The organism is Pseudorhizobium xiangyangii, from assembly GCF_020531965.1.
In the GTDB taxonomy this organism is placed as follows: Bacteria; Pseudomonadota; Alphaproteobacteria; order Rhizobiales; family Rhizobiaceae; genus Neorhizobium; species Neorhizobium xiangyangii.
The window spans coordinates 94,627-114,387 of the sequence record NZ_JAJAWH010000010.1; the positions used below are offsets into that span (position 1 = coordinate 94,627).

General features: G+C 61.6%; 16 protein-coding genes. 8 read left to right on the top strand and 8 right to left on the bottom strand.

Translation table 11 applies throughout. The features are described 5' to 3' along the window. Positions 1–78 precede the first annotated feature (78 nt). On the top strand, positions 79–1,998 hold the full coding sequence (dxs, locus tag LH464_RS11105; RefSeq protein ID WP_226786444.1) for a 1-deoxy-D-xylulose-5-phosphate synthase: 1,920 nt from the start codon (positions 79–81) through the stop codon (positions 1,996–1,998). Here dxs and LH464_RS11110 read toward each other — a convergent pair whose 3' ends face one another. The 3 genes from LH464_RS11110 to LH464_RS11120 all read right to left on the bottom strand — a co-directional run bounded on the left by LH464_RS11110 (position 1,999) and on the right by LH464_RS11120 (position 5,354). Then, positions 1,999–2,580, bottom strand: coding sequence for a YceI family protein (locus LH464_RS11110; RefSeq protein ID WP_226786445.1), 582 nt, complete (start codon positions 2,578–2,580; stop codon positions 1,999–2,001). Beyond that, entirely contained in the window at positions 2,577–3,167 is a 591-nt protein-coding gene (locus LH464_RS11115; protein ID WP_226786446.1) for a cytochrome b, read from the bottom strand. Before LH464_RS11115 ends, LH464_RS11110 begins: the two co-directional genes overlap by 4 nt. 180 nt (positions 3,168–3,347) lie before the next feature. Continuing rightward, positions 3,348–5,354, bottom strand: coding sequence for a methyl-accepting chemotaxis protein (locus LH464_RS11120; protein WP_226786447.1), 2,007 nt, complete (start codon positions 5,352–5,354; stop codon positions 3,348–3,350). 210 nt (positions 5,355–5,564) lie between these two features. Between LH464_RS11120 and LH464_RS11125 the strand changes: the two genes are divergently transcribed. From LH464_RS11125 to LH464_RS11135, 3 genes are all read left to right on the top strand, one after another. After that, positions 5,565–6,314: a TlyA family RNA methyltransferase gene (locus tag LH464_RS11125; protein WP_226786448.1), complete on the top strand. Its 750-nt coding sequence runs from the start codon at positions 5,565–5,567 to the stop codon at positions 6,312–6,314. Next, positions 6,311–7,555: a class I SAM-dependent RNA methyltransferase gene (locus LH464_RS11130; protein WP_226786449.1), complete on the top strand. Its 1,245-nt coding sequence runs from the start codon at positions 6,311–6,313 to the stop codon at positions 7,553–7,555. Before LH464_RS11125 ends, LH464_RS11130 begins: the two co-directional genes overlap by 4 nt. Positions 7,556–7,697: 142 nt before the next feature. Further along, positions 7,698–9,269 carry a peroxidase family protein gene (locus tag LH464_RS11135; protein ID WP_226786450.1) on the top strand — a complete coding sequence of 524 codons (1,572 nt, stop codon included), beginning with the start codon at positions 7,698–7,700 and terminating at the stop codon, positions 9,267–9,269. Here LH464_RS11135 and LH464_RS11140 read toward each other — a convergent pair. The 4 genes from LH464_RS11140 to LH464_RS11155 all read right to left on the bottom strand — a co-directional run bounded on the left by LH464_RS11140 (position 9,266) and on the right by LH464_RS11155 (position 13,243). Continuing rightward, positions 9,266–10,030, bottom strand: a complete 765-nt coding sequence (locus LH464_RS11140; protein ID WP_226786451.1) for a crotonase/enoyl-CoA hydratase family protein — start codon at positions 10,028–10,030, stop codon at positions 9,266–9,268. The two genes, LH464_RS11135 and LH464_RS11140, sit on opposite strands and share 4 nt — an antisense overlap. Before the next feature lie 10 nt (positions 10,031–10,040). Further along, the gene (locus LH464_RS11145; protein WP_226786452.1) at positions 10,041–11,834 is read right to left on the bottom strand and encodes an acyl-CoA dehydrogenase; all 1,794 of its coding nucleotides are present in this window, start codon (positions 11,832–11,834) and stop codon (positions 10,041–10,043) included. Between the two features lie 178 nt (positions 11,835–12,012). Next, a complete protein-coding gene (locus tag LH464_RS11150) occupies positions 12,013–12,552 on the bottom strand; it encodes a BA14K family protein (RefSeq protein WP_226786453.1) in 540 nt (179 codons plus the stop codon). Between the two features lie 217 nt (positions 12,553–12,769). Further along, on the bottom strand, positions 12,770–13,243 hold the full coding sequence (locus tag LH464_RS11155) for a BA14K family protein (RefSeq protein WP_226786454.1): 474 nt from the start codon (positions 13,241–13,243) through the stop codon (positions 12,770–12,772). 213 nt (positions 13,244–13,456) lie between these two features. Here LH464_RS11155 and LH464_RS11160 point away from each other — a divergent pair, with 213 nt between their 5' ends. From LH464_RS11160 to LH464_RS11170, 3 genes are read left to right on the top strand one after another with little or no spacing between them, the layout of a single operon-like run. Further along, a complete protein-coding gene (locus LH464_RS11160; protein WP_226786524.1) occupies positions 13,457–14,056 on the top strand; it encodes a DUF6656 family protein in 600 nt (199 codons plus the stop codon). Positions 14,057–14,110: 54 nt separating this feature from the next. After that, positions 14,111–15,085 carry an L-threonylcarbamoyladenylate synthase gene (locus tag LH464_RS11165; protein WP_226786455.1) on the top strand — a complete coding sequence of 325 codons (975 nt, stop codon included), beginning with the start codon at positions 14,111–14,113 and terminating at the stop codon, positions 15,083–15,085. Positions 15,086–15,102: 17 nt separating this feature from the next. Continuing rightward, entirely contained in the window at positions 15,103–16,536 is a 1,434-nt protein-coding gene (locus tag LH464_RS11170) for an FAD-binding oxidoreductase (protein WP_226786456.1), read from the top strand. 24 nt (positions 16,537–16,560) lie between these two features. Here the strand turns inward: LH464_RS11170 and LH464_RS11175 are convergent, their stop codons facing one another. Then, positions 16,561–18,876 (bottom strand): DUF1217 domain-containing protein, encoded by a 2,316-nt coding sequence (locus LH464_RS11175; RefSeq protein WP_226786457.1) that lies wholly within the window; start codon positions 18,874–18,876, stop codon positions 16,561–16,563. Positions 18,877–19,147: 271 nt separating this feature from the next. Here LH464_RS11175 and LH464_RS11180 point away from each other — a divergent pair, with 271 nt between their 5' ends. Further along, the gene (locus tag LH464_RS11180) at positions 19,148–19,714 is read left to right on the top strand and encodes a DUF6101 family protein (RefSeq protein WP_226786458.1); all 567 of its coding nucleotides are present in this window, start codon (positions 19,148–19,150) and stop codon (positions 19,712–19,714) included. Positions 19,715–19,761: the final 47 nt, after the last annotated feature.

Genomic DNA, 19,761 nt, shown 5'->3' on the forward strand with positions numbered 1-19,761 from the left:
CATTTACTTGAAAAAGCCCATTTCCTCCTCATTTTGGGGAGAATACGCATTCGGAAAGAGCAGAGAAGGCCAGACTCGGTGACACCCCTCCCACAGACTCCGTTGCTCGACACCGTCCAGTATCCCGCAGACCTGAAAAAAATCGAGGATCGAGACCTTCCGCGGCTCGCGCGTGAGCTCCGTGACGAGATGATCGATGCGGTATCGAAGACGGGTGGACATCTTGGCGCAGGTCTTGGAGTCGTGGAACTCACGATCGCCATCCACAAGGTCTTCAATACGCCGCACGATCGGCTGATCTTCGACGTCGGGCATCAGTGCTATCCGCACAAGATCCTGACCGGCCGCCGGGACCGCATCCGCACCCTGCGGCAGGAGGAAGGGCTTTCCGGGTTCACCAAGCGTGCGGAAAGCGAATACGACCCCTTCGGCGCGGCACACTCCTCCACCTCCATTTCCGCCGGGCTCGGCATGGCGGTCGCTTCCGACCTTTCCGGCTCCAAGCGTAACGTGATTGCAGTTATCGGCGACGGGGCCCTCTCGGCCGGGATGGCCTACGAGGCGCTCAACAATGCCGGCGCACTGGACGCGCGCCTGATCGTCATCCTCAACGACAACGACATGTCGATTGCGCCGCCAACCGGCGCGATGAGCGCCTATCTTGCGCGCCTCGCTTCCGGCCGGGCCTACATGGGCGTGCGCGAAATCGGCAAGAAGCTGACCGCCTATCTCGGCAAGGGCGTCGACCGCGCCATCACCCGTGCCGTCGAGCATGCCCGCGGCTATGTGACCGGCGGCACCATGTTCGAGGAGATGGGTTTCTATCACATCGGCCCGATCGACGGACACTCGTTCGAGCATCTCCTGCCGGTGCTGCGCAATGTGCGCGACAATGCCTGCGGACCCGTGCTCATCCATATCTGCACCCAGAAGGGCAAGGGTTATCCGCCGGCAGAAGCAGCAGCCGACAAGTATCACGGCGTCAACAAGTTCGACGTCATCACCGGCGCGCAGGCAAAGGCAAAGCCGAACGCGCCGAGCTATACCAGCGTATTCGGCGAAAGCCTGGTTCAGGAAGCGCGCTTCGACGACAAGATCGTCGGCATCACCGCCGCCATGCCGAACGGCACCGGCATAGACAAGCTTTCGGAAGTCTTCCCGTCCCGCACCTTCGACGTCGGGATCGCCGAGCAGCATGCCGTGACCTTCGCGGCCGGCCTTGCCGCCGAAGGGTTCAAGCCTTTCTGCGCGATATACTCGACCTTCCTGCAGCGCGGCTACGATCAGGTCGTCCATGATGTGGCAATCCAGGGACTGCCGGTACGCTTCCCGATCGATCGCGCCGGCCTGGTCGGCGCAGACGGCCCAACCCATGCGGGCTCCTTCGACACGACCTTCCTCGCAACGCTGCCGGGCATGGTGGTGATGGCGGCCGCGGACGAAGCGGAACTGAAGCACATGGTGCGAACAGCCGCCGCCTACGACGAGGGTCCGATCTCCTTCCGCTATCCACGCGGCGAAGGCGTCGGCGTCGAACTTCCGGAACGTGGGCAAATCCTTGAGATCGGCAAGGGCCGTATCGTCAAGGAAGGCACGAAGGTCGCCTTGCTCTCCTTCGGTACCCGCCTCAAGGACTGTCTGCTTGCTGCAGAGGACCTGGACGCAGCCGGGCTTTCGACGACTGTCGCCGATGCGCGCTTCGCCAAGCCGCTCGACCACGAGCTTATCCGCCAGCTTGCTCGTCACCACGAAGTTCTGATCACCATCGAGGAAGGCGCCGTCGGCGGGTTCGGCAGCCATGTGCTGCATCTTCTCGCCTCCGAAGGCCTGCTCGACCACGGCCTCAAGGTCCGCTCGATGGTGCTGCCCGATGTCTGGATGGATCAGGCAAGCCCGGACGCGATGTATGCCAAGGCAGGCCTGGACCGCGCCGGCATCGTGTCGACCGTCTTCGCGGCACTCGGCCAAAAGGGCATCGGCTTCGGCGCTGCCAGCTGATCAGCGCTGGCCGTTGATCAGCATGTCGAACTGCACGACATTGGAGTAGATGGGCGTACCGACGTCCATCCCGTAGCGCGACCGGAAAATCCTGCCCGTTACATTGAAGGTGATGCGGTTGCCTTGCCGGTTGGCCAGTGTCACGTCGAAGGTTTCCGAACTGCTGCGCCCCTTCGCCGTCAGCGTGCCGACTATCCTTGCCGTGTCCCGCCCCGTCTGCTCCACGCGCGCCGAGCGGAAGGAAATCCTATCGAAATGGGTCGTGTCGAAGACCGCGCCCGAGCGCAGGAAATTGTCGATGCGCGCCTGCCCCGTGCTGACACTTTCAGGCCTCAACTCGAAGCTCACCGCCGAATGGGCGAGATCGTCCGCCCGCAGATCAAACGTGCCGGCGAAGTTGCCGAAGACACCCTTGATGCCCCCTCCTCCGACCTGGCCCACCGTGAAGCCGATACGGGAGGATTGGGTGATGGCGTAGCGGCCAGCAACGTCAGCGAGCTTCGGAACATCGGGGGACTGCGCATGCGCCGTCAACGCCAGGACCGCAGCAAAGCCCATCGACAGCACGGATATTCGCTTCATGGCACGCACTCCGTCGATGGCTTACCGGCAGGTGTCTTCGCCCGCCCCAGCATGCGCAGCAGCACGTCATCGCGCCGGCCGTAGTGGTGATAGAGGGCGGCAGTCGAGTGCAGCGCCACAAGGGCGAGGATGGAGTAGGCGAGCCTTGCGTGTGTCGTTGACCAGAAGGCCTCACCCGCATCGGATTTTTGCAAGGGCAGGTGCGGCACGTCGATGAGGTTGAAGGCAAAGGTCGGGATCTCAAGCGGCGATGCCGATGCCACCGCCCAGCCGGCAAGCGGAACGATGACGGCAAGCGTGGCCAGGAGAAGATGCATGGCCTTGGACATGCGGCGTTCGAGATGCCCCAGGCCGGTCGGCGGCCTCACCCGGGCACCCAACAGCGAATGCAGAAGCCGCACGACGGCCAGGAGAAGCGTCAGCATCCCGAAGGACTTGTGCCATTGGTAGAGGGAGAATTGCAGGGCAGGATCGATCCACGGGCGGGTCATCACAAAGCCAAGCACCAGAAGACCGAGTATCAGCACCGCGATCAGCCAATGGAGGATGATCGTGCCCCGACCATAGCGATCAGCAGCATCACGCATGACGAGCTTCCGGAACTCTGGTTTCCCGGATCATCCTCCTCGGCGGTGATTTCGGCAAGTCCCGTGGTTCCGGTTCACGTCATGATGAACGCGATGGCCCCGTCGTACAGATGAAAAAAGCAGCCCGTGCGACAGCAGGGGCTGCTTTCATATGCAAAAGCCGCGCGAAAAACGGACCGATCAGAACTCGGTCCATTCCTCCTTGACGGGCGCAGCAAACGCCTGTGCCACGGCACCCCTCAGATTATGGGCCGGCGAGGCAACGGGCCGCGCCTGTGCCGATGCCGCAGCAAGCCTTGCCGGTGCTGCCGACCGGGCCGGTGAGGCCGAAGGGAGCGGGCGGGCAGCAGCCTGTGCCTGCGTTGCCCCCGAACGTCCCTGAACGCGAGGAGCAGCACCGGCAGCGGCATTGCCGAGGTTGAACTGGCGCAGCAGGGAATTCAGCGAGTCCGCTTCCGTTGCAAGCGCATGGCTGGCAGCCGTCTGCTGCTCGACCATGGCGGCATTCTGCTGCGTGCCCTGGTCCATCGAGTTGACGGCGACATTGATTTCCTGAAGGCCCGTCGACTGTTCACGGGTGGAGACCACGATGGCCTTGATGTGCTCGTTGATTTCACGAACTTCCGAAACGATGGCTTCGAGCGCCTGACCGGTCTCTCCGACCAGTGCCACGCCGGAATCCACCTGGTCACTGGACGTGGTGATCAGCGACTTGATCTCCTTGGCGGCATTTGCCGAGCGTTGTGCGAGCTCACGCACTTCCTGTGCAACGACCGCGAAACCCTTGCCGGCCTCGCCGGCACGCGCCGCTTCGACACCTGCATTCAGTGCAAGCAGGTTGGTCTGAAAGGCAATATCGTCGATGACGCTGATGATGCTGATGATTTCGCTGGAGGACTTCGAAATCTGCTCCATTGCCGAGACGGCGCGGCGAACGACGTCTCCCGATTTCTCAGCCCCGACGCGAGCGCGCTCGACGCGCTGACCGACATCCTCGGCTCGCCTTGCCGCATCCTTGACGGTCGTCGTGACTTCCTCCAGGGCAGCTGCAGTCTGTTCCACGGAGGCAGCCTGCTGCTCCGTGCGACGCGCGAGATCGTCCGCTGCGTTGCGAACCTCGCCCGCGCCGGCATGGATGGCTGCGGCGTTCGAGCCAACCGACTGCAAGGCCGACTGCAACCTGGCAACGGCTTCATTGAAGTCCACGCGGAGACGGTCCAGATTGCCGGTGAAAGGTGCCTCGATCCGATAGGCGACATCGCCGTTGGCAAGGTTGGACAGACCCTTTGCCAGGGATCCGACCGCGAACTCGAGCTGTCCTGCCTCAAGAGCCTTGAGTTCGTCATTGCTCGTCCGGTCACGGTCCGCAGCAGCACGAATGGCTTCGCTTTCCTTCTCCACACGGATCTTCTCGATGGCCGCCGTCTTGAAGACGGCAACCGCCTCGGCCATCTCGCCGACTTCATCGCCGCGCTCAAGCGCGGGCACTTCGATATTGTTGTTACCGGCCGCCAGTTGCGACATGGCCCTGGTCATCCCGACGATCGGCGTGACGATGGCGCGCGACAGCGCCCAGACAAGGCCCGTGGCGATGACGGCAGCTGCAGCACCACCGACCAGAAGCGCCATCATGATGTCCCACTGGGCGGCGTGCTGCTGCCTCTGCGTGACATCGGCCAGCGTGGTGGCCTGCTGCTTGATCTTGGCTGCGGCGTCACGGAAGGTATCGAGCTGTCCCTTGTTCTGGCCCATCTCGATGACTTCGGAGATGGGCGCATCGGTCGTCCGGCGCGCCGTCATCTGCGGCTCGCTGACCTCGGCGTGAAATGCATCTGCAGCGGCACGCATCTGGTTGAGCGACGCGACAAGGCCAGCCTCACCGGCTGCAGCCTTCTTCGCCTCCTCCATAGAGGCGATCATCTCGTCGCGCTGGGAAAAGACCTCGCTGTAAGTGCTCTCGCTCTTGAAGAGCAGGTATCCCCGCTGGTTCGCCGCCTGCTCCAGCATCGCTTCAAGCGCATTGTCGACATGCCGAAGGATATCAAACGCCCTTGTCTGTTCGACAGAGGCCTGGGTCGACTTGACCACCTGCCAGAAGACGCCGGCCGAGGCCAGGAGGCAGACAGACATCACCGCGGCAAAGGTGGCGATGAGTTTTATATTCAGGGAGAAATTTCTAAGCGACATGAGGTCCCCGCTCGCGAACGAACTGCATTTCTGGTGAGATCCGAACTGATTTCGGGCGGTCGAGGACTGCGGCGCGAGAAGGGCGTTATGCTCAAAGAATCGCATTTGCATTAAAATTCGATTGAGAAGTATGGCGACATTCGGCCCTGGATTGTCCCCGGGTCCGTATTACTGCTTGCGCGCGGCCGAAAAGCGAACCATTGAGACCGCATGTCAGACCTTACTCCACAACGGCTCGATCAACTGCTTCTGTCGCTCGGCCTCTTCGCCAGCCGTTCGCGCGCGCGCGACGCTATCCTCCGCGGCACCGTCACGGTCGAGGGACAGGTCGTGAAGAAGCCGGGGCAAACATTTTTAACGGTGGTCGATGTGCAGATCGCCGATCCCGCGCAGGACTATGTCTCGCGGGCGGCGCTGAAACTGGCAGCCGCTCTCGACCATTTCGGCCTCGACCCGTCCGGGCGAAGCTGCGTCGATATCGGTGCATCGACCGGTGGTTTCACCGAGGTTCTCCTGCAACGCGGCGCGGCCCATGTGACCGCAATCGATGTCGGCCACGGCCAGATGCATCCGCGGATCGCTGCCGACCCTCTCGTGACCAGCCTTGAAGGTCTGAATGCAAGAAACCTCTCGGAAGATGACCTGGACGGACGGCCGATCGATTTCATCGTCTCCGATGTTTCCTTCATATCCCTGAAGCTTGCCCTGCCGCCGGCGTTGATCCTCGCAGAGCCGGAGACCGTGTGCGTGCTTCTCGTCAAGCCGCAGTTCGAGGCCGGTCGTGACGCAATCGCCAAAAGTGGTCTCCTGAAAGATCCGGAATCGGCGCCTGCCGTTGCGGCAGAGCTGGAGCGCTGGCTCAGGGACGACATGGGATGGGCAATCCTCGGTATGATCCCCTCCCCGATTTCGGGTGGCGACGGCAACCAGGAATTCCTGCTCGCAGGACAGAAAAAATGAGCACGGAAACCGTCACCATCAGCAAGCTCGGCGTCCATGGCCACGGCATCGCGCATGGCGACCACGGCCCGATCTACGTGCCCTACGCCCTGCCGGGGGAGACCGTCGCAATCGCCCGCAACGGCAACCAGGGCACGATCATCTCGCTGACGACGGCTTCCCCCGACCGGGTAGAACCGCTCTGTCGGCACTTCGATCCCGATCGCGACGCCTGCGGTGGCTGTTCTCTGCAACATCTCGCAGACGCGCCCTACCACGCGTTCAAGCGGGACATCGTGGTCGAAGCATTGCGGGCGAAGGGGCTGACACCCGAAGTAAACCCGCTGGTGGTCTGCAAGCCCGGCCAGCGGCGACGGACGGTATTTTCCGCGCGCCGCACCGAAAACGGTCTGCTGCTGGGCTTCAACCGTGCAGAGACCAACCACATCGTGTCGATCGAGGAGTGTCCCATCGCGTCGCCGGGCATCGTCAGCAGGCTCGGCGCAGTTCGCGCAGTCGCGGAAGCCCTGGCAGGCGGTGGGGACATCATCCGGTTGTCCGTGACCGAAACACTCTCGGGCCTAGACCTTGCCGCGGACGGTTCGAAGCCGCTGAGCGACAAGCAGCGACGCAACGTCATCGAGACGGTGCTCGGACTGAAGGGGATTGCTCGTGTTTCCTCCAATGGCGAGATTCTGGTCGAACCCCAAAAGCCGCAGGTCGATTTCGGCGGGGTCACCGTCTCGCCGCCGCCCGGCACCTTTATGCAGGCGACGCGGGAAGCCGAAGAGGCCATGTCGGCACTAGTGCTTGCGCATGTGGGGAAATCCAAGCGCGTAGCCGATCTCTTCGCCGGATCGGGCACATTCTCCTTGCGGCTGGCGCGGATTGCGCGGGTACACGCAGTGGAGGGCGAGGAAAAGCCGCTGAAGGCGCTGGACCAGGCGGCCCGCAATACGCAGGGCCTGAAGCCTGTGAGCGTAGAAAAGCGGGACCTTTTCCGCCGTCCGCTGACGGCGAAGGAACTCAAGGTCTTCGACGCGGTGGTCTTCGATCCGCCGCGCGCCGGGGCCGAAGCACAGGTCAAGGAACTGGCCCAGTCGGGCGTGAAGAAGATTGCAGCCGTCAGCTGCAACCCGCTGACGCTTGCCCGCGACCTCCGGGTCCTCGTCGACAGCGGCTACACCATCCGTTCCGTGACGCCAGTCGACCAGTTTCTCTGGTCGCCCCATGTCGAGGCGGTCGCGCTCCTCGAGCGGTAGGCTAACCCTCCCCACTGATACCCTCAACCGTTCGCCGCCACTGGTTGCCTGCCAGTTGATTGTGCATAGCGGCCATATATGCAATCATGGCGTTTATTTCCAAGATGTAATTAAACTCAAGTTGCACCAAGGGGAGAGTGTCATGACTGAAATAGCCATGCATGGACATGGCGTCCGCGGTATGAAACGCGAGACGCTGCATTCTTTCACCGGCATTGGAGATCCCGGCAAGTTCGGCATCATGTTTCCGAACCTTCTGCCACTCCATGCCGATGACGACGCGCTGTTCGAATTGGCGAAGGCGATGAGGGAGGCGGGCGACCTCGAGCAGGACCCTAATCCAAAGGGCGATAATCCCAACATTCCGGCAGGCTATACCTATCTCGGCCAGTTCATAGATCACGACATCACGCTGGACACGACACCACTCGACCAGCAGAAGGCCGACCCGAAAGCCACGACCAACTTTCGTACACCGTCGCTGGACCTCGATTCCCTTTACGGCGACGGTCCCGGCATCCATCCATATCTCTACCAGCGCGACCCGCAGACCTTCTCCATCATTCCCAAACTTCTGATCGGCCATACCGCAGCCTCGCCGGACAAGGGCAGACCGCCACTCGCGGCATTTCCCAACGACCTGCCGCGTAATCAGGTCGGGCACGCGCTGATCTTCGACGAGCGGAACGACGAAAATCTTCTGGTGTCCCAACTGCATCTGCTCATGCTCAAATTCCACAATGCCGTCGTCACACACCTTGGGACGACGCAACCGCAGCTCAAGGGCAGCGCGCTATTTCAGGAAGCACGGCGCATCGTCACCTGGCATTACCAATGGATCGTGTTGTTCGATTTCGTCGAGCGACTGACGGAGCCGGGGCTGATCAACAAGATCAAGAAGGAAGGCCGCCGCTTCTACCGCTTCAAGCTGCGACCTTACATGCCGGCCGAATTCGCCGCGGCCTGCTACCGCCTCGGTCACTCCATGGTTCGGGAAACCTACGACCACAACCGTCTGTTCAACTCCGGACCCGACGCCTTCACCCGCGGCACGCTCAAGCTCCTCTTCGACTTCACCGGCAAATCGGGTTTCATAATCGGCGAACTGGATCCTGACCCGACAGATCCGCCACCGAACCCTCAAGCCAAGCTGCCATCGAACTGGATCATCGACTGGCGGCGTTTCTTCGACGTCGCGGGGAAAGGTGGCCCAGGCTTCGGCTTCAACTTCTCCCGCCGGCTAGACCCGTTCATCGCGCCCTCCCTCCATCAGCTTCCAGGGCTGCGCGCAGACCCGACGGAGGACGAGCGGCGCGAGGCAAATCTTGCCTTCCGCAACCTGCGGCGCGGCGTGCAGATCGGCCTGCCCTCAGGCCAGGATGTCTGTCGTGCGATGGGGATCGAGCCGCTAAAGCCGGCCGATATCGCCAAAGGCCCCGATGGCAAAGTCGCCGCCAAGCACGGTCTGCATGAGGCAAGCCCGCTCTGGTACTATGTGCTGAAGGAAGCCGAGCACCATCACAAGGGTCAGCGACTGGGTCCCATGGCGTCCACCATCGTTGCGGAGACGTTTCTGGGCATGGTGCACGGTGATCAGGAATCGTTCCTCTGGAAACACTCCAACTGGAAGCCGGAGCTTCCCTGCAAGCAGGAAGGACATTTCACCATGGCGGACCTCATCCGCTTCGTGAACGACGTCAACCCGATTGGCTAGGCCTTCCGGCTCATGAACGCTTCGAAAGCTGCGCGTGCCTCGGCACTGCGCAGCTGCGCTGTGAAATGGACAAGCTCTTCGTCCATGCGCACCAGCACCTCGTCGGTCTTTCCGCGAACGAGATCACGAGCGATCTTCAACGCTTGCGGAGGCTTGGCGGCGAGACTGGCGGCGAGCGCAAGCGTTTCGGCTTCGACGGCTTCCGCTGCCACGACCTTCCAGACGATCCCTGCCTCACGCGCCTGTTCCGCGGAAAACCCCTCGCCCGCGACCAGCAGTGCGAAAGCCCGCTGGTGACCCATCACCCGTGGGGCGATCAGGCTGGACGCGGCTTCCGGAACCAGTGCCAGATCGACGAAGGGAGTACGGAAAAGACTGCGATCGGACGCGATCGTCATGTCGCAATGGAGGTTGAGCGTGGTGCCGATGCCGATTGCCAGGCCATCGACGCCGGAAACCATCGGCTTGCCGCAACTGGCAAGCGCCTTGATGAACAGGGTCGCCGCGGGCGGTTCCGTCGAGCCCGACATCGCATAGGAGAGGAAATCCCCCATGTCGTTGCCGGCGGAGAAACAACCCTCCGTGCCGAGGAAGGCGACAACCCTCACATCGGCATCGCCATTCGCCTCGTGCAACGCCTCTGTCATCCGCTGATACATGGCGCTCGTGATGGCGTTTTTCTTGTCCGGCCGATTGAACCGGATCACCATGACGCCCGGCTGGGCCTGCGGACGCTCGACGAGAATGTGGCTGTCGCTCATCGGCTGCTCCTCAGGCCAGAACAATGCGTGCGGCGTCGAGGCTGGCTGCACCCTCGACGACCTGACGCTTCAATGCCGCCGTTTCCGGCAGCAGGTTTTCGGCGGCGAACCGGCACAGGACTGTTCGTTGAGCGCTACGACCATCATCCACCGCAGCAAGTGCGCCTTTCGCAAGGTAGGCCCCCGTGAGAACCAGGCCGAAAAGTCGCTGATAGGGCGTTGCACCCGCCAGAGCTTCGGTCGCCCGCCCCTCCCGTTGCGCCTGCAGCAGCCAGCGCGTACTGGTCTCCAGATCGGCAATGGCGCCGTCGAGACGAGCGGCAGTCTCGCCGAAGGCTGCGTCGTTCGAGCCCGATACCTGCCTTGTGATCTCCCTCAGCTCCTCGATGAAGCCGCCGACCTGCGCTCCATCTGAAAGCGGCAGCTTACGTATCACCAGATCGATTGCCTGAATGCCGTTCGTGCCCTCGTAGATCGGCGCAATGCGCGCATCACGGAGATAGCGGGCCGCGCCGGTTTCCTCGATGTAACCCATGCCGCCATGGACCTGGATCCCCAGAGAGGCGACATCGACGCCGGCATCCGTCGCAAACGCCTTGGCAATCGGCGTCAGCAGGGCGGCGCGTTCAGTCCAATTCTTCGCCTCGTCTGCCTCCGTGTGGTGCGACATGTCGATCGCGTGGGCGCAGGCATAGCAGATGCTGCGCGCCCCTTGCGTGAGTGCCTTCATGGTCAGGAGCATGCGGGCCACGTCGGGATGCTCCACGATGGGGCTCATGGTGCCGACCTGGCCAACGCCATCCCAACCGGGTGCCTTTCCCTGCGTACGTTCGCGGGCAAAGGAGACTGCCTTCTGCGTCGCCGCCTCGGCGATCGCGACGCCCTGCATGCCGACGGCCAGACGGGCATTGTTCATCATCGTGAACATGCAGGCGAGGCCCTTGTTTTCCTCCCCGACCAGCCAGCCGACGGCGCCCTTCTCCTCGCCGAATTTGCCGTCACCGTAGATCATGGTGCAGGTGGGCGAGCCGTGGATGCCGAGCTTGTGCTCGATCGAATGGCAGAACACATCGTTGCGGGCGCCGAGCGAACCATCCGCCTGGACCAGAAACTTCGGCACGAGGAAGAGCGAAATGCCGCGCGTGCCCGCGGGCGCGTCAGGCAGGCGCGCAAGGACGAGATGGATGATATTGTCGGCTGCGTCGTGCTCGCCCCAGGTGATGAAAATCTTCTGGCCGAAGATGCGATAGGTGCCGTCATCGCGTCGTTCAGCGCGCGTCTTCAGGACGCCGAGGTCGGAACCGGCATGCGGCTCCGTCAGGTTCATCGTCCCGGTCCACTCGCCGGAGACGAGCTTTTCGAGGTATGTCGACTTCAGGTCATCGCTGCCGTGCTTGTCCACCGCTTCGATGGCGCCCATCGTGAGTGTCGGCGCAAGGGCAAATGCCATCGAGGCCGAGTTCCACATCTCCAGGGTCGCGACGTTCAGCATGTGCGGCAGGTTCTGGCCGCCGAATTCCTCCGGCCCCGTCAGCCCGTTCCAGCCGCCTTCGCGCCACGCACGATAGAGATCGGCCCATCCGTCCGGAGTCGTCACCACGCCGTCGGACAGCCGGGCGCCCTGCCTGTCGCCGACTTCGCCCAATGGTGCCATTTCGCTGGAGGCGAAGCGACCAGCTTCCTCGAGGATCGCCTCCGCGAGATCCGGTGCGAGTTCCCCAAGCTTGCCCGCGTGAATGGCATCCGCCAAACCAGCGACGTGGTTCAGCGTGAAAGCGATTTCCTTGACCGGAGCCTTGTACATGCGTCGATCCTCCTCATCGGCGTGCGCGAAGCAGATGAGTGACTTCGCAGCGTTATTGCTTTTTACGTAAACGTAAATCAGGTTGTCAATCGCTGCCATCAAGCGACGACCCGCAAGTGCAAAGAAAAAGCCCGCCCGGTTTAGCCGGACGGGCTTTGTATCAGGTCTTCCTGACCGGTCAGTAATACGGTGAAGTGCACGTCCTGCGCGGGCCGTTATAGGGCTGGAACGTGTTGGAATAGGCGTCGTATGAACGATAGCGCGCCTGGCACCACTCGTAGTGGCGCGGATTGAGGTCTCCAGTACGGTAGACCGGCACAGGGGCCGGCTCAACGTAGCGCGGGGCGGCGATTGCGCCTCCGATCAGGGCACCGGCACTGAATGCCGCAAGCGGGTACCAGTAGCCATCGTAGTAACGATAACCGGGGCGATGGGTGCGATAGCCTTGGTAGCCGCTATAAAAGCCGCGAGAGGTGCCATACGTACGACGACTGCCGCCATAGTACCCACCATAGTACCCACGATTGCCGCCATAGTATCCACGGTCATAGCCGCCGCGACGGTAATCTCGGTACTGCACCAACGTGGCATCGGATTGAACGCCGGTCGTGGCCGCTGGCGCGGCGATGGTCGGCATGGCCTGTGCCGGGACGAATGCGCCGGCTATGACGGTCGCGGAGAGTGCTGCAATCGCGACCTTCCTGAACAGATTTTTCATTTCTGTCTCCATTCCTGGTTACGTCTATGCTCTCCTGCCAACCCCGTCGTCTGATGAAGCAAAGGTCCAAGGTCCTCGAAGGATAAGGACAACAGCTATATTTTTCCAGTTGATCGCCAAATTAACGCGGAAGACGGCAAAAAGCTCCGCAAGACAAACAAAGTAAAAAAGCCGCCCGGCGAACCGAGCGGCTTTTTATGCAACCTGATGACGGTGGTCAGTAAGGCGAGTTACACCGCTGACGAGGACCGTTATAGGGCTGGAAGGTATTGTCCGAAGCGCGATAGGAGCGATACTGGTTCGCGCACCACTGGTAGTGGTTCGAACCCGAGGCGCTCGGGCGGGCTTGCGTAGCAGCACCTCCGATGACCGCGCCTGCAGCGAAGGCGGCAAACGGGAACCAGTAGCCGTTGTGATAACGGTAGCCGGCGCGACGCTCGCGATGGCCGCGGTGGCCGTTATAATAACCTTCCCGATGACCCCTGCGATAGTCGCGGCGGCTTTCGCGGCGGTCCCATCGACGGTCCCCACGGTCCCGATCACGATTGCGGTACTGAACGTTGGCCACCGCCTCCTGAGCTGCAGCAACGGGTGCCGCAGGCACTGGCATGGCCTGAACCGGAACGTAGCTTGTCGCCGTCACGGCGAGCGCAGCCATCATCGTGGTAAGCCGAAGTCTAAGTGATTTCATCAAGTACTTCCTCGTTTATTCCTGCAATTGTCCGAGGGCGAAACGGCGCCACATCGGTATTGTTCCGCAGACATATATCTTATGGGCTAATCCATTGGTACTAGGACGTTCATTCAAGAACGGCCCGCATACAAATGCACAACCTAGGAAACGTGGCATTAACCATGTTGGCCTAGCGTGCATTCCTACAAGCAATTGCTCGGGGGGCATGACGTGCAGGCGGCAGGGAAATTACGATACTACCAGTCGAGCCCTCCCCCACCCGCGAGCCCGGCGCCTCACTCGGAATTCCTCCGCACGGGCAGAATCTCGCGACAGGAACCCCCATGGCTTCCCCGCGGCAAGCGCCACATGAGCGCCGGCGAAGTGGCCGAGCGAACGGGCGAGAAGCTGGTCAAGGCGGGCGAAACCACCCACCAGCGGATCAACTCGTTCCACCCGGATATCCAGTTTCCCAAAGTGATCTTCTACAGGGTCTTCGAAGACATCCCCCACCTCGGCTACTGCCACGTCACGACGACCAGCACGTCCGTCGACACGCAAAAGCAAGTCCGCTGGTCCTTCTACATCGCCAACTTCTCCTCGGAGATCGGGGAAACCTATCCGTTCTTCAAGCAGGTCAAGCGCGAATATTCCCGCATGTACTTTGCCGTGGCGCTTGAGAAGGCGCACGGCGACATATTGCGCATCGACCGATCCTTCCGGAAGGACGGCCTCCTGTTCCGCACCAATGACCCGAACGAGGCGATGAGAAACGTGCTGATGCTCGGGGCACCGGACAACGCCTTGCGGGCGCTGATCAAAAAGCGATAGCGCGGCCGACTTTGACATTGCCCAATACCGCAATTCCACGATAGGACGCGGTGCATGACGGCCAACATCATCCATCTGCGCGACAATGCGGACAGCGCGCTGAAGCAGGCGTGCGACGTGCTTGCCGACGGCTTTCCTGTCGCCATTCCCACCGAGACCGTTTACGGGCTTGCGGCCGACGCCACCAATCCGCTCGCGGTGACGCGCATCTACGAGGCCAAGGGCCGGCCCCGCTTCAACCCACTGATATGCCATATGGCGGATCTTGCGATGGCTGAAGAGTACGCCTCGTTCGACGCCGTATCGCGCCGTCTCGCCGAGCGCTTCTGGCCCGGCCCGCTGACACTGATCCTTCCCCTGAAACCGGAAACCGCCATCCACCCGCTTGCGACAGCGGGCCTCGATACGGTCGGCATTCGGGTTCCCGAAGGTTTCGCATCGTCGCTCATCCGCGCTTTCGGCAGACCGCTCGCGGCCCCCAGCGCCAACACGTCCGGCAAGGTGAGCCCCACCAGCGCTCAACATGTGGCGGAGGATCTCGGCGACAGGCTCAAGCTGATCATCGACGGCGATGCAGCCCCTGTCGGAGTGGAATCCACCATCGTCCGTGTCGAGGGAGAGACGATCCGCCTGCTGCGGCCCGGCGGCGTTTCCGCCGAGGAGATCGAGGCCGCCACAGGCTTGCCCATCGTTCGGGCAGAAGGCCCCGCCGCCATCATCGAGGCACCCGGCATGCTGGCCTCCCATTACGCCCCGGCTGCGGCCGTGCGCCTCGACGTCGAGGCCCTGGAGCCCGGTGAGGTTCTGATCCGGTTCGGTGCACGCCCCGTCACAGGCGAAGAGAAGGCGGCAGCGGTCTTCAACCTCAGCCCATCGGGCGACCTTGCCGAAGCGGCCTCTAACCTTTTCGACTACCTCAAGAAGGCCGACGCGAGCGGAGCGCAGCGCATCGCCGTCATGCGCATACCCGAACATGGGCTGGGCGAAGCCATCAACGACCGGCTCGCGCGCGCCGCCGCCCCACGGTAACGACAGAGGAAGCAGACATGGACATCCCAGCCCTCCCCTCAGATGTTCTCGAACGCTTCGTGGCCATTGTCGGCGACAGCAACGTACTTCGCGATCCAGCCGATATCGCGCCCCGGCTCATCGAAAATCGCGGCCTCTATCAAGGTGCCTCGCCACTGGTGTTGAAGCCGGGTTCCACAGAAGAAGTCTCGGCCATCCTGACGCTCGCGTCCGAAACGGGCACGCCTATCGTCCCACAAACGGGCAATACCGGCCTCGTCGGAGGACAGGTTCCCGGCAGCAGCGGCAGGGAACTGATCGTCTCGCTGGAGCGGATGAACCGCATTCGCGACATCGACCCGGTCGCCAACATTCTCGTCGCCGACGGCGGCACAATTCTTGCCGACGTGCAGCAGGCGGCCGGAGGCGTCGACCGGCTGTTCCCCCTGTCGCTTGCCTCGGAGGGATCCTCGCGCATCGGCGGCAACCTTTCAACCAATGCGGGCGGCACCGCGGTCCTCGCCTACGGAAACATGCGGCAACTCTGCCTCGGGCTAGAGGTCGTCCTGCCGACAGGCGAAATCTGGAACGGGTTGCGGCGTCTGAAGAAGGACAATACCGGCTACGACCTGCGCGATCTTTTCATCGGTGCGGAGGGCACGCTCGGCATCATCACCGGCGCCGTCCTGAAGCTTTTTCCGAAGCCTATCGGCCATCAGGTCGCGTTCGTCGGCCTGGCGTCCCCCGCCGATGCGCTGCGGCTCTTCGAAAAGGCTTCCAATCTCTGCGGCACGGCGCTCACCGGCTTCGAGCTGATGCCCCGCATCGGCATCGAATTCACGACGCGGCATATCGAGGGCGTCCGGGATCCGCTATCGGAACCTTGCCCGTGGTACGCATTGATCGACATCTCCACCTCCGATTCCGCCGAGACCGCCGAAACGATGGTCCAGGCGCTACTCGAATGGGGTTTCGAGACGGGACTGGTCCGTGACGGCGTGATCGCTGCATCCGTTGCCCAGCAGAAGGCTCTCTGGCACATGCGGGAAAGCATGTCCGATGCCCAGAAGCCGGAGGGAGGATCGATCAAGCACGACATCTCCGTGCCGGTGTCCAGCATCCCCGCCTTTCTGGCGCAGGCGGATCGGGCGGTAACGGCAGCCATGCCGGGCGCGCGCATCTGCGCCTTCGGACATCTTGGCGACGGCAATATCCACTACAACATCTCGCAGCCCGTTGGGGCAGACAAGCCGGCCTTCCTGGCACGCTGGAGCGATATCAATGCCATCGTCCACGGCATCGTGCTGTCGCTGGATGGCTCCATTTCGGCGGAGCACGGCATCGGACAGCTGAAGCGCGACGAGCTGGCACGCATCCGGCCCGCCATCGAAATCGACCTGATGCGCCGCATCAAACGCTCGTTCGATCCGGCCAACATCATGAACCCGGGCAAGGTCATTTCGATCGATTGAGCGGTGTCGCTCGACCGATAACGGCTACCTGCGTACCTGGGAAAGCGCCCAAAGCGTATCCGCGCTGATACCCGCAGAAGCGCCGCTGCCGTTCAGAATATCGACAGCCGACGAACCGGTAAAACCGTTCTCCAGATCATACATGATCGTAAAGCGCTGAACGAGCTTCTTAAGTTTCTCCGGATCCTTCAGCTCGGTAAGATCGAGCCTGTCCTCCAGGATCTTCGCCTGCTGGTCCACATTCATATTGCTGAGTTCGGCCGGCAAGCTGAACGTGATACGGAAAAACTCCGTGAGGGCTTCGTCGCCAAGAATACTGTAGGCGTCAGTGACAGAGGCGGCCATTCGCTCGAAATAGAGTGCTATGCGCACACCGGCATTGTCGTTGCCCTGCTCCGTCTCCAGCGTCTGGCGCAGGTGCCTGTTTTGCGTTTCAAGCATCTGCCCCAGGCTCTGGACCGTAACCGGCGCATCCCTGTCTAGGTTGCCCAGACAGTCGAAATTGAAGGTTCCGATGAGTTCGGCAAAACGCGTATCTGTCTGCTGATTGACGAAGCTCTCCGGATCGGAGAGATCCGAGGAGAACGCCGCGGCAAGAAATTCATCCGTTACGGCTACCGGGTCTATTCCCTTCGCCGCCAGCACGAAGTCGACCAGACGCCGGTCCGCCAGGAACTGATCACGGGTTTTGATCCCCGCGATCTCCGCGGTGTAGTAGCTCGCTTCCTCATCGGCCTTCGTCCGGGCCGCTTCTTTCTCCTCGCCCTTCAGAAAACGGGTCTGCTGGACGATAAACTCTCGCGCCGTATCCGTGACAGTCGCAGGCGACTGGGCCTGAATCGGCGCGGTTATGTTGCCTTCCTTGGTGAAGTTGAAGGCTTGGGCAAGGGTGAGGTAGCGTTCGTCCTTCAGACGGTAGATATAGCTCTTCGGATCGGAAAGGTCGCTCTTAAGGACCTTCTTCAGCGTGAACAGGGACACCTCATCGGGATCCAGGCCGACCGCCCGCAGGGCAAACTGATATATGCTCGGTTCCGATAGAAATTCGTCGACGGACTTGACCGCGGCCATCTCGGTCTTAAAGAGGCTGACCGCCTTTTCATCGGCCTCTTCCTGCTTGTCGTCATAGCGACTGAAGTAGTTGTTGGAAGTCTGCAGTATCATCTCTTCGCTGATGGCACCGCCAACGGCAACGGTTCCATCGGCACCAAAACTGAAGGCCTCAAAAAGCTCCCTGTATTGAGGACGCGACGCTTCATACTGCTCGACGATATTGCCGCTGTTCGTGAGGATCTGCTGGATAGTGGACTTGACGATGTAGGCCTCGTTGAGATTGAACGCCTTGCGCACATAGTCGTAGAGGCGTCCATCGTCGGTCAATTCCTCGACGCTGGTGATCGTCCTGATCTTTTCCTGAAAATACTCCTGCTCGCGAAGAGCCGAGGCACGGGTCTGACGCGGCTGCTGGATGAGGTAGAGATCGGAAATTGCCGTCATCTGCTCATCGGTCTGGGCCGCACCGATGGCGGACGTACCGTCGATGGCGAACTCGAAAGCGCCGCCGAGGTCCATATGGGCCTGTGTCGAGGATATTGCCGTCTGGTAGCCCGTAATCAGCTGCCTGAGCGATTGCTTCGCGGCTACATGTTCCTTGGGGTTGCTGCCAAGAGCGGCCAATTCGGTCTGCTTCGCGGCGAGCGTTTGCTGAAGATTCGCCTTCTGTTGGGCGAGCACAGTGTTCGTATAGCTATCCGGGTCATTCTTGTCGCTGCTCATCGCCCTGCGCACGACATCATAGGAGTAGCGGGTATCGTCTATGCCCAGCGAGTCGAAAATGTAGCGGCGCAACCTGTCGTTCTGCAGGATGTCGTCGACATGATCGACCTGAGCCATCATCACCTTGTAGTATCGCGTCTCCTCGGCGATGGAGCTATCCATGGCCAGGAGACTGCGGTCGTACAGCTCGAGAAACTCTTCCTGCTGCGCGGCTGATTGGGCAATCGGCGTGCCGCCGGACGTAGCGAAGTTGAAAGCGCCGGCGAAGTTCTTGTACCGGTCATCCGTCAACAGGTTGGCATAGCTGTTCGGGTCGCTGAGATCACTTTCCAGCACCTGTTTCATGAAGGCCTTGGCGTAGATCATCTCATCGAGACCATGGGCAGTCATGGCGTAAGAGAAAAGCCGGTAATCGTCGAGGAACTCATCGACCGACCCCACATTGCCGATATTCTCGGCATAATACTTTGCGTCCCGGGCAACCGTATCCTGACTGGCGATACGCTGCAGTGTCTTGAATATGTCGCGGTTGACGAGGTCGTAGCTGAGATATGTCGAAACCATAGACGGGCGCTCCGGTCGCAATAATGCCACCGGCATGATGACGGACGAGCCTTGCCCGGGCCTTGTTCCAATACCGAACATCGACGCCTGTTCACCCTCTGGAAACCGAGACGGATTGGCTTTCGGTAACCATCGAAGGAGGCAAAACTTCCTTAACCGCAATTGTTAAGCGGTCTCGCATGGAGCCGCTCGTATGGTCTGCCCATCAGAGGACAAAAGTCCCGCAAGAGAAACCGGAAACGGCTCTCAGGTAAAACAAGGGTAGCTAACGATGACAAACACGGTCCTGAAGCCTGCATGGGCAGGCTCCACGTTAAGGCTGGATCCAACGCGTTTTCCGCAGCAGATCACTTATGCCATGCGCGGTGCATCCGGAGATGTCGCAATCACCATCGACGAACGCGGCGCCATCCTGCGCAAGACGCTGCCGTCAAGCGGCCTGCCGCTGTCCTTCGCCTTGCCGGCCCGAGCATTCAAGGGTGTCGCCGCCCGGGCGATCGACCACGGTGACGGACAGGTTACCGTTACGCTGGAACTGCACCATGACGATCCGGAGCTCTGCATCCCGCTCCTCGTCGCCCACGATCTCTGCGACATCGCCGCCGACTGGCGCAGCTGGTCGGAAGCCTTTCGTATCCCGATGCTGATGGTGGAAGCCGATGGCGTTGCCCGTCCGCTCGAAAACCATCTTGGCGATGTGCGGACCGATGTGGCCAAGCCGCGGCGTCGCCATTCCTATTTCGCCTCACGTCGCCCCCGCTTCCTCGTCCGTCGCACCACAGGCAAGCTGGGCGTGACGATGAAGATCGAGGGCAAGGAGATCATTGCGCGCCGCTGATCAAGTCCACCGCCGTCCGCGCTGATGCTGAAGCCCGGCCCAAAGCC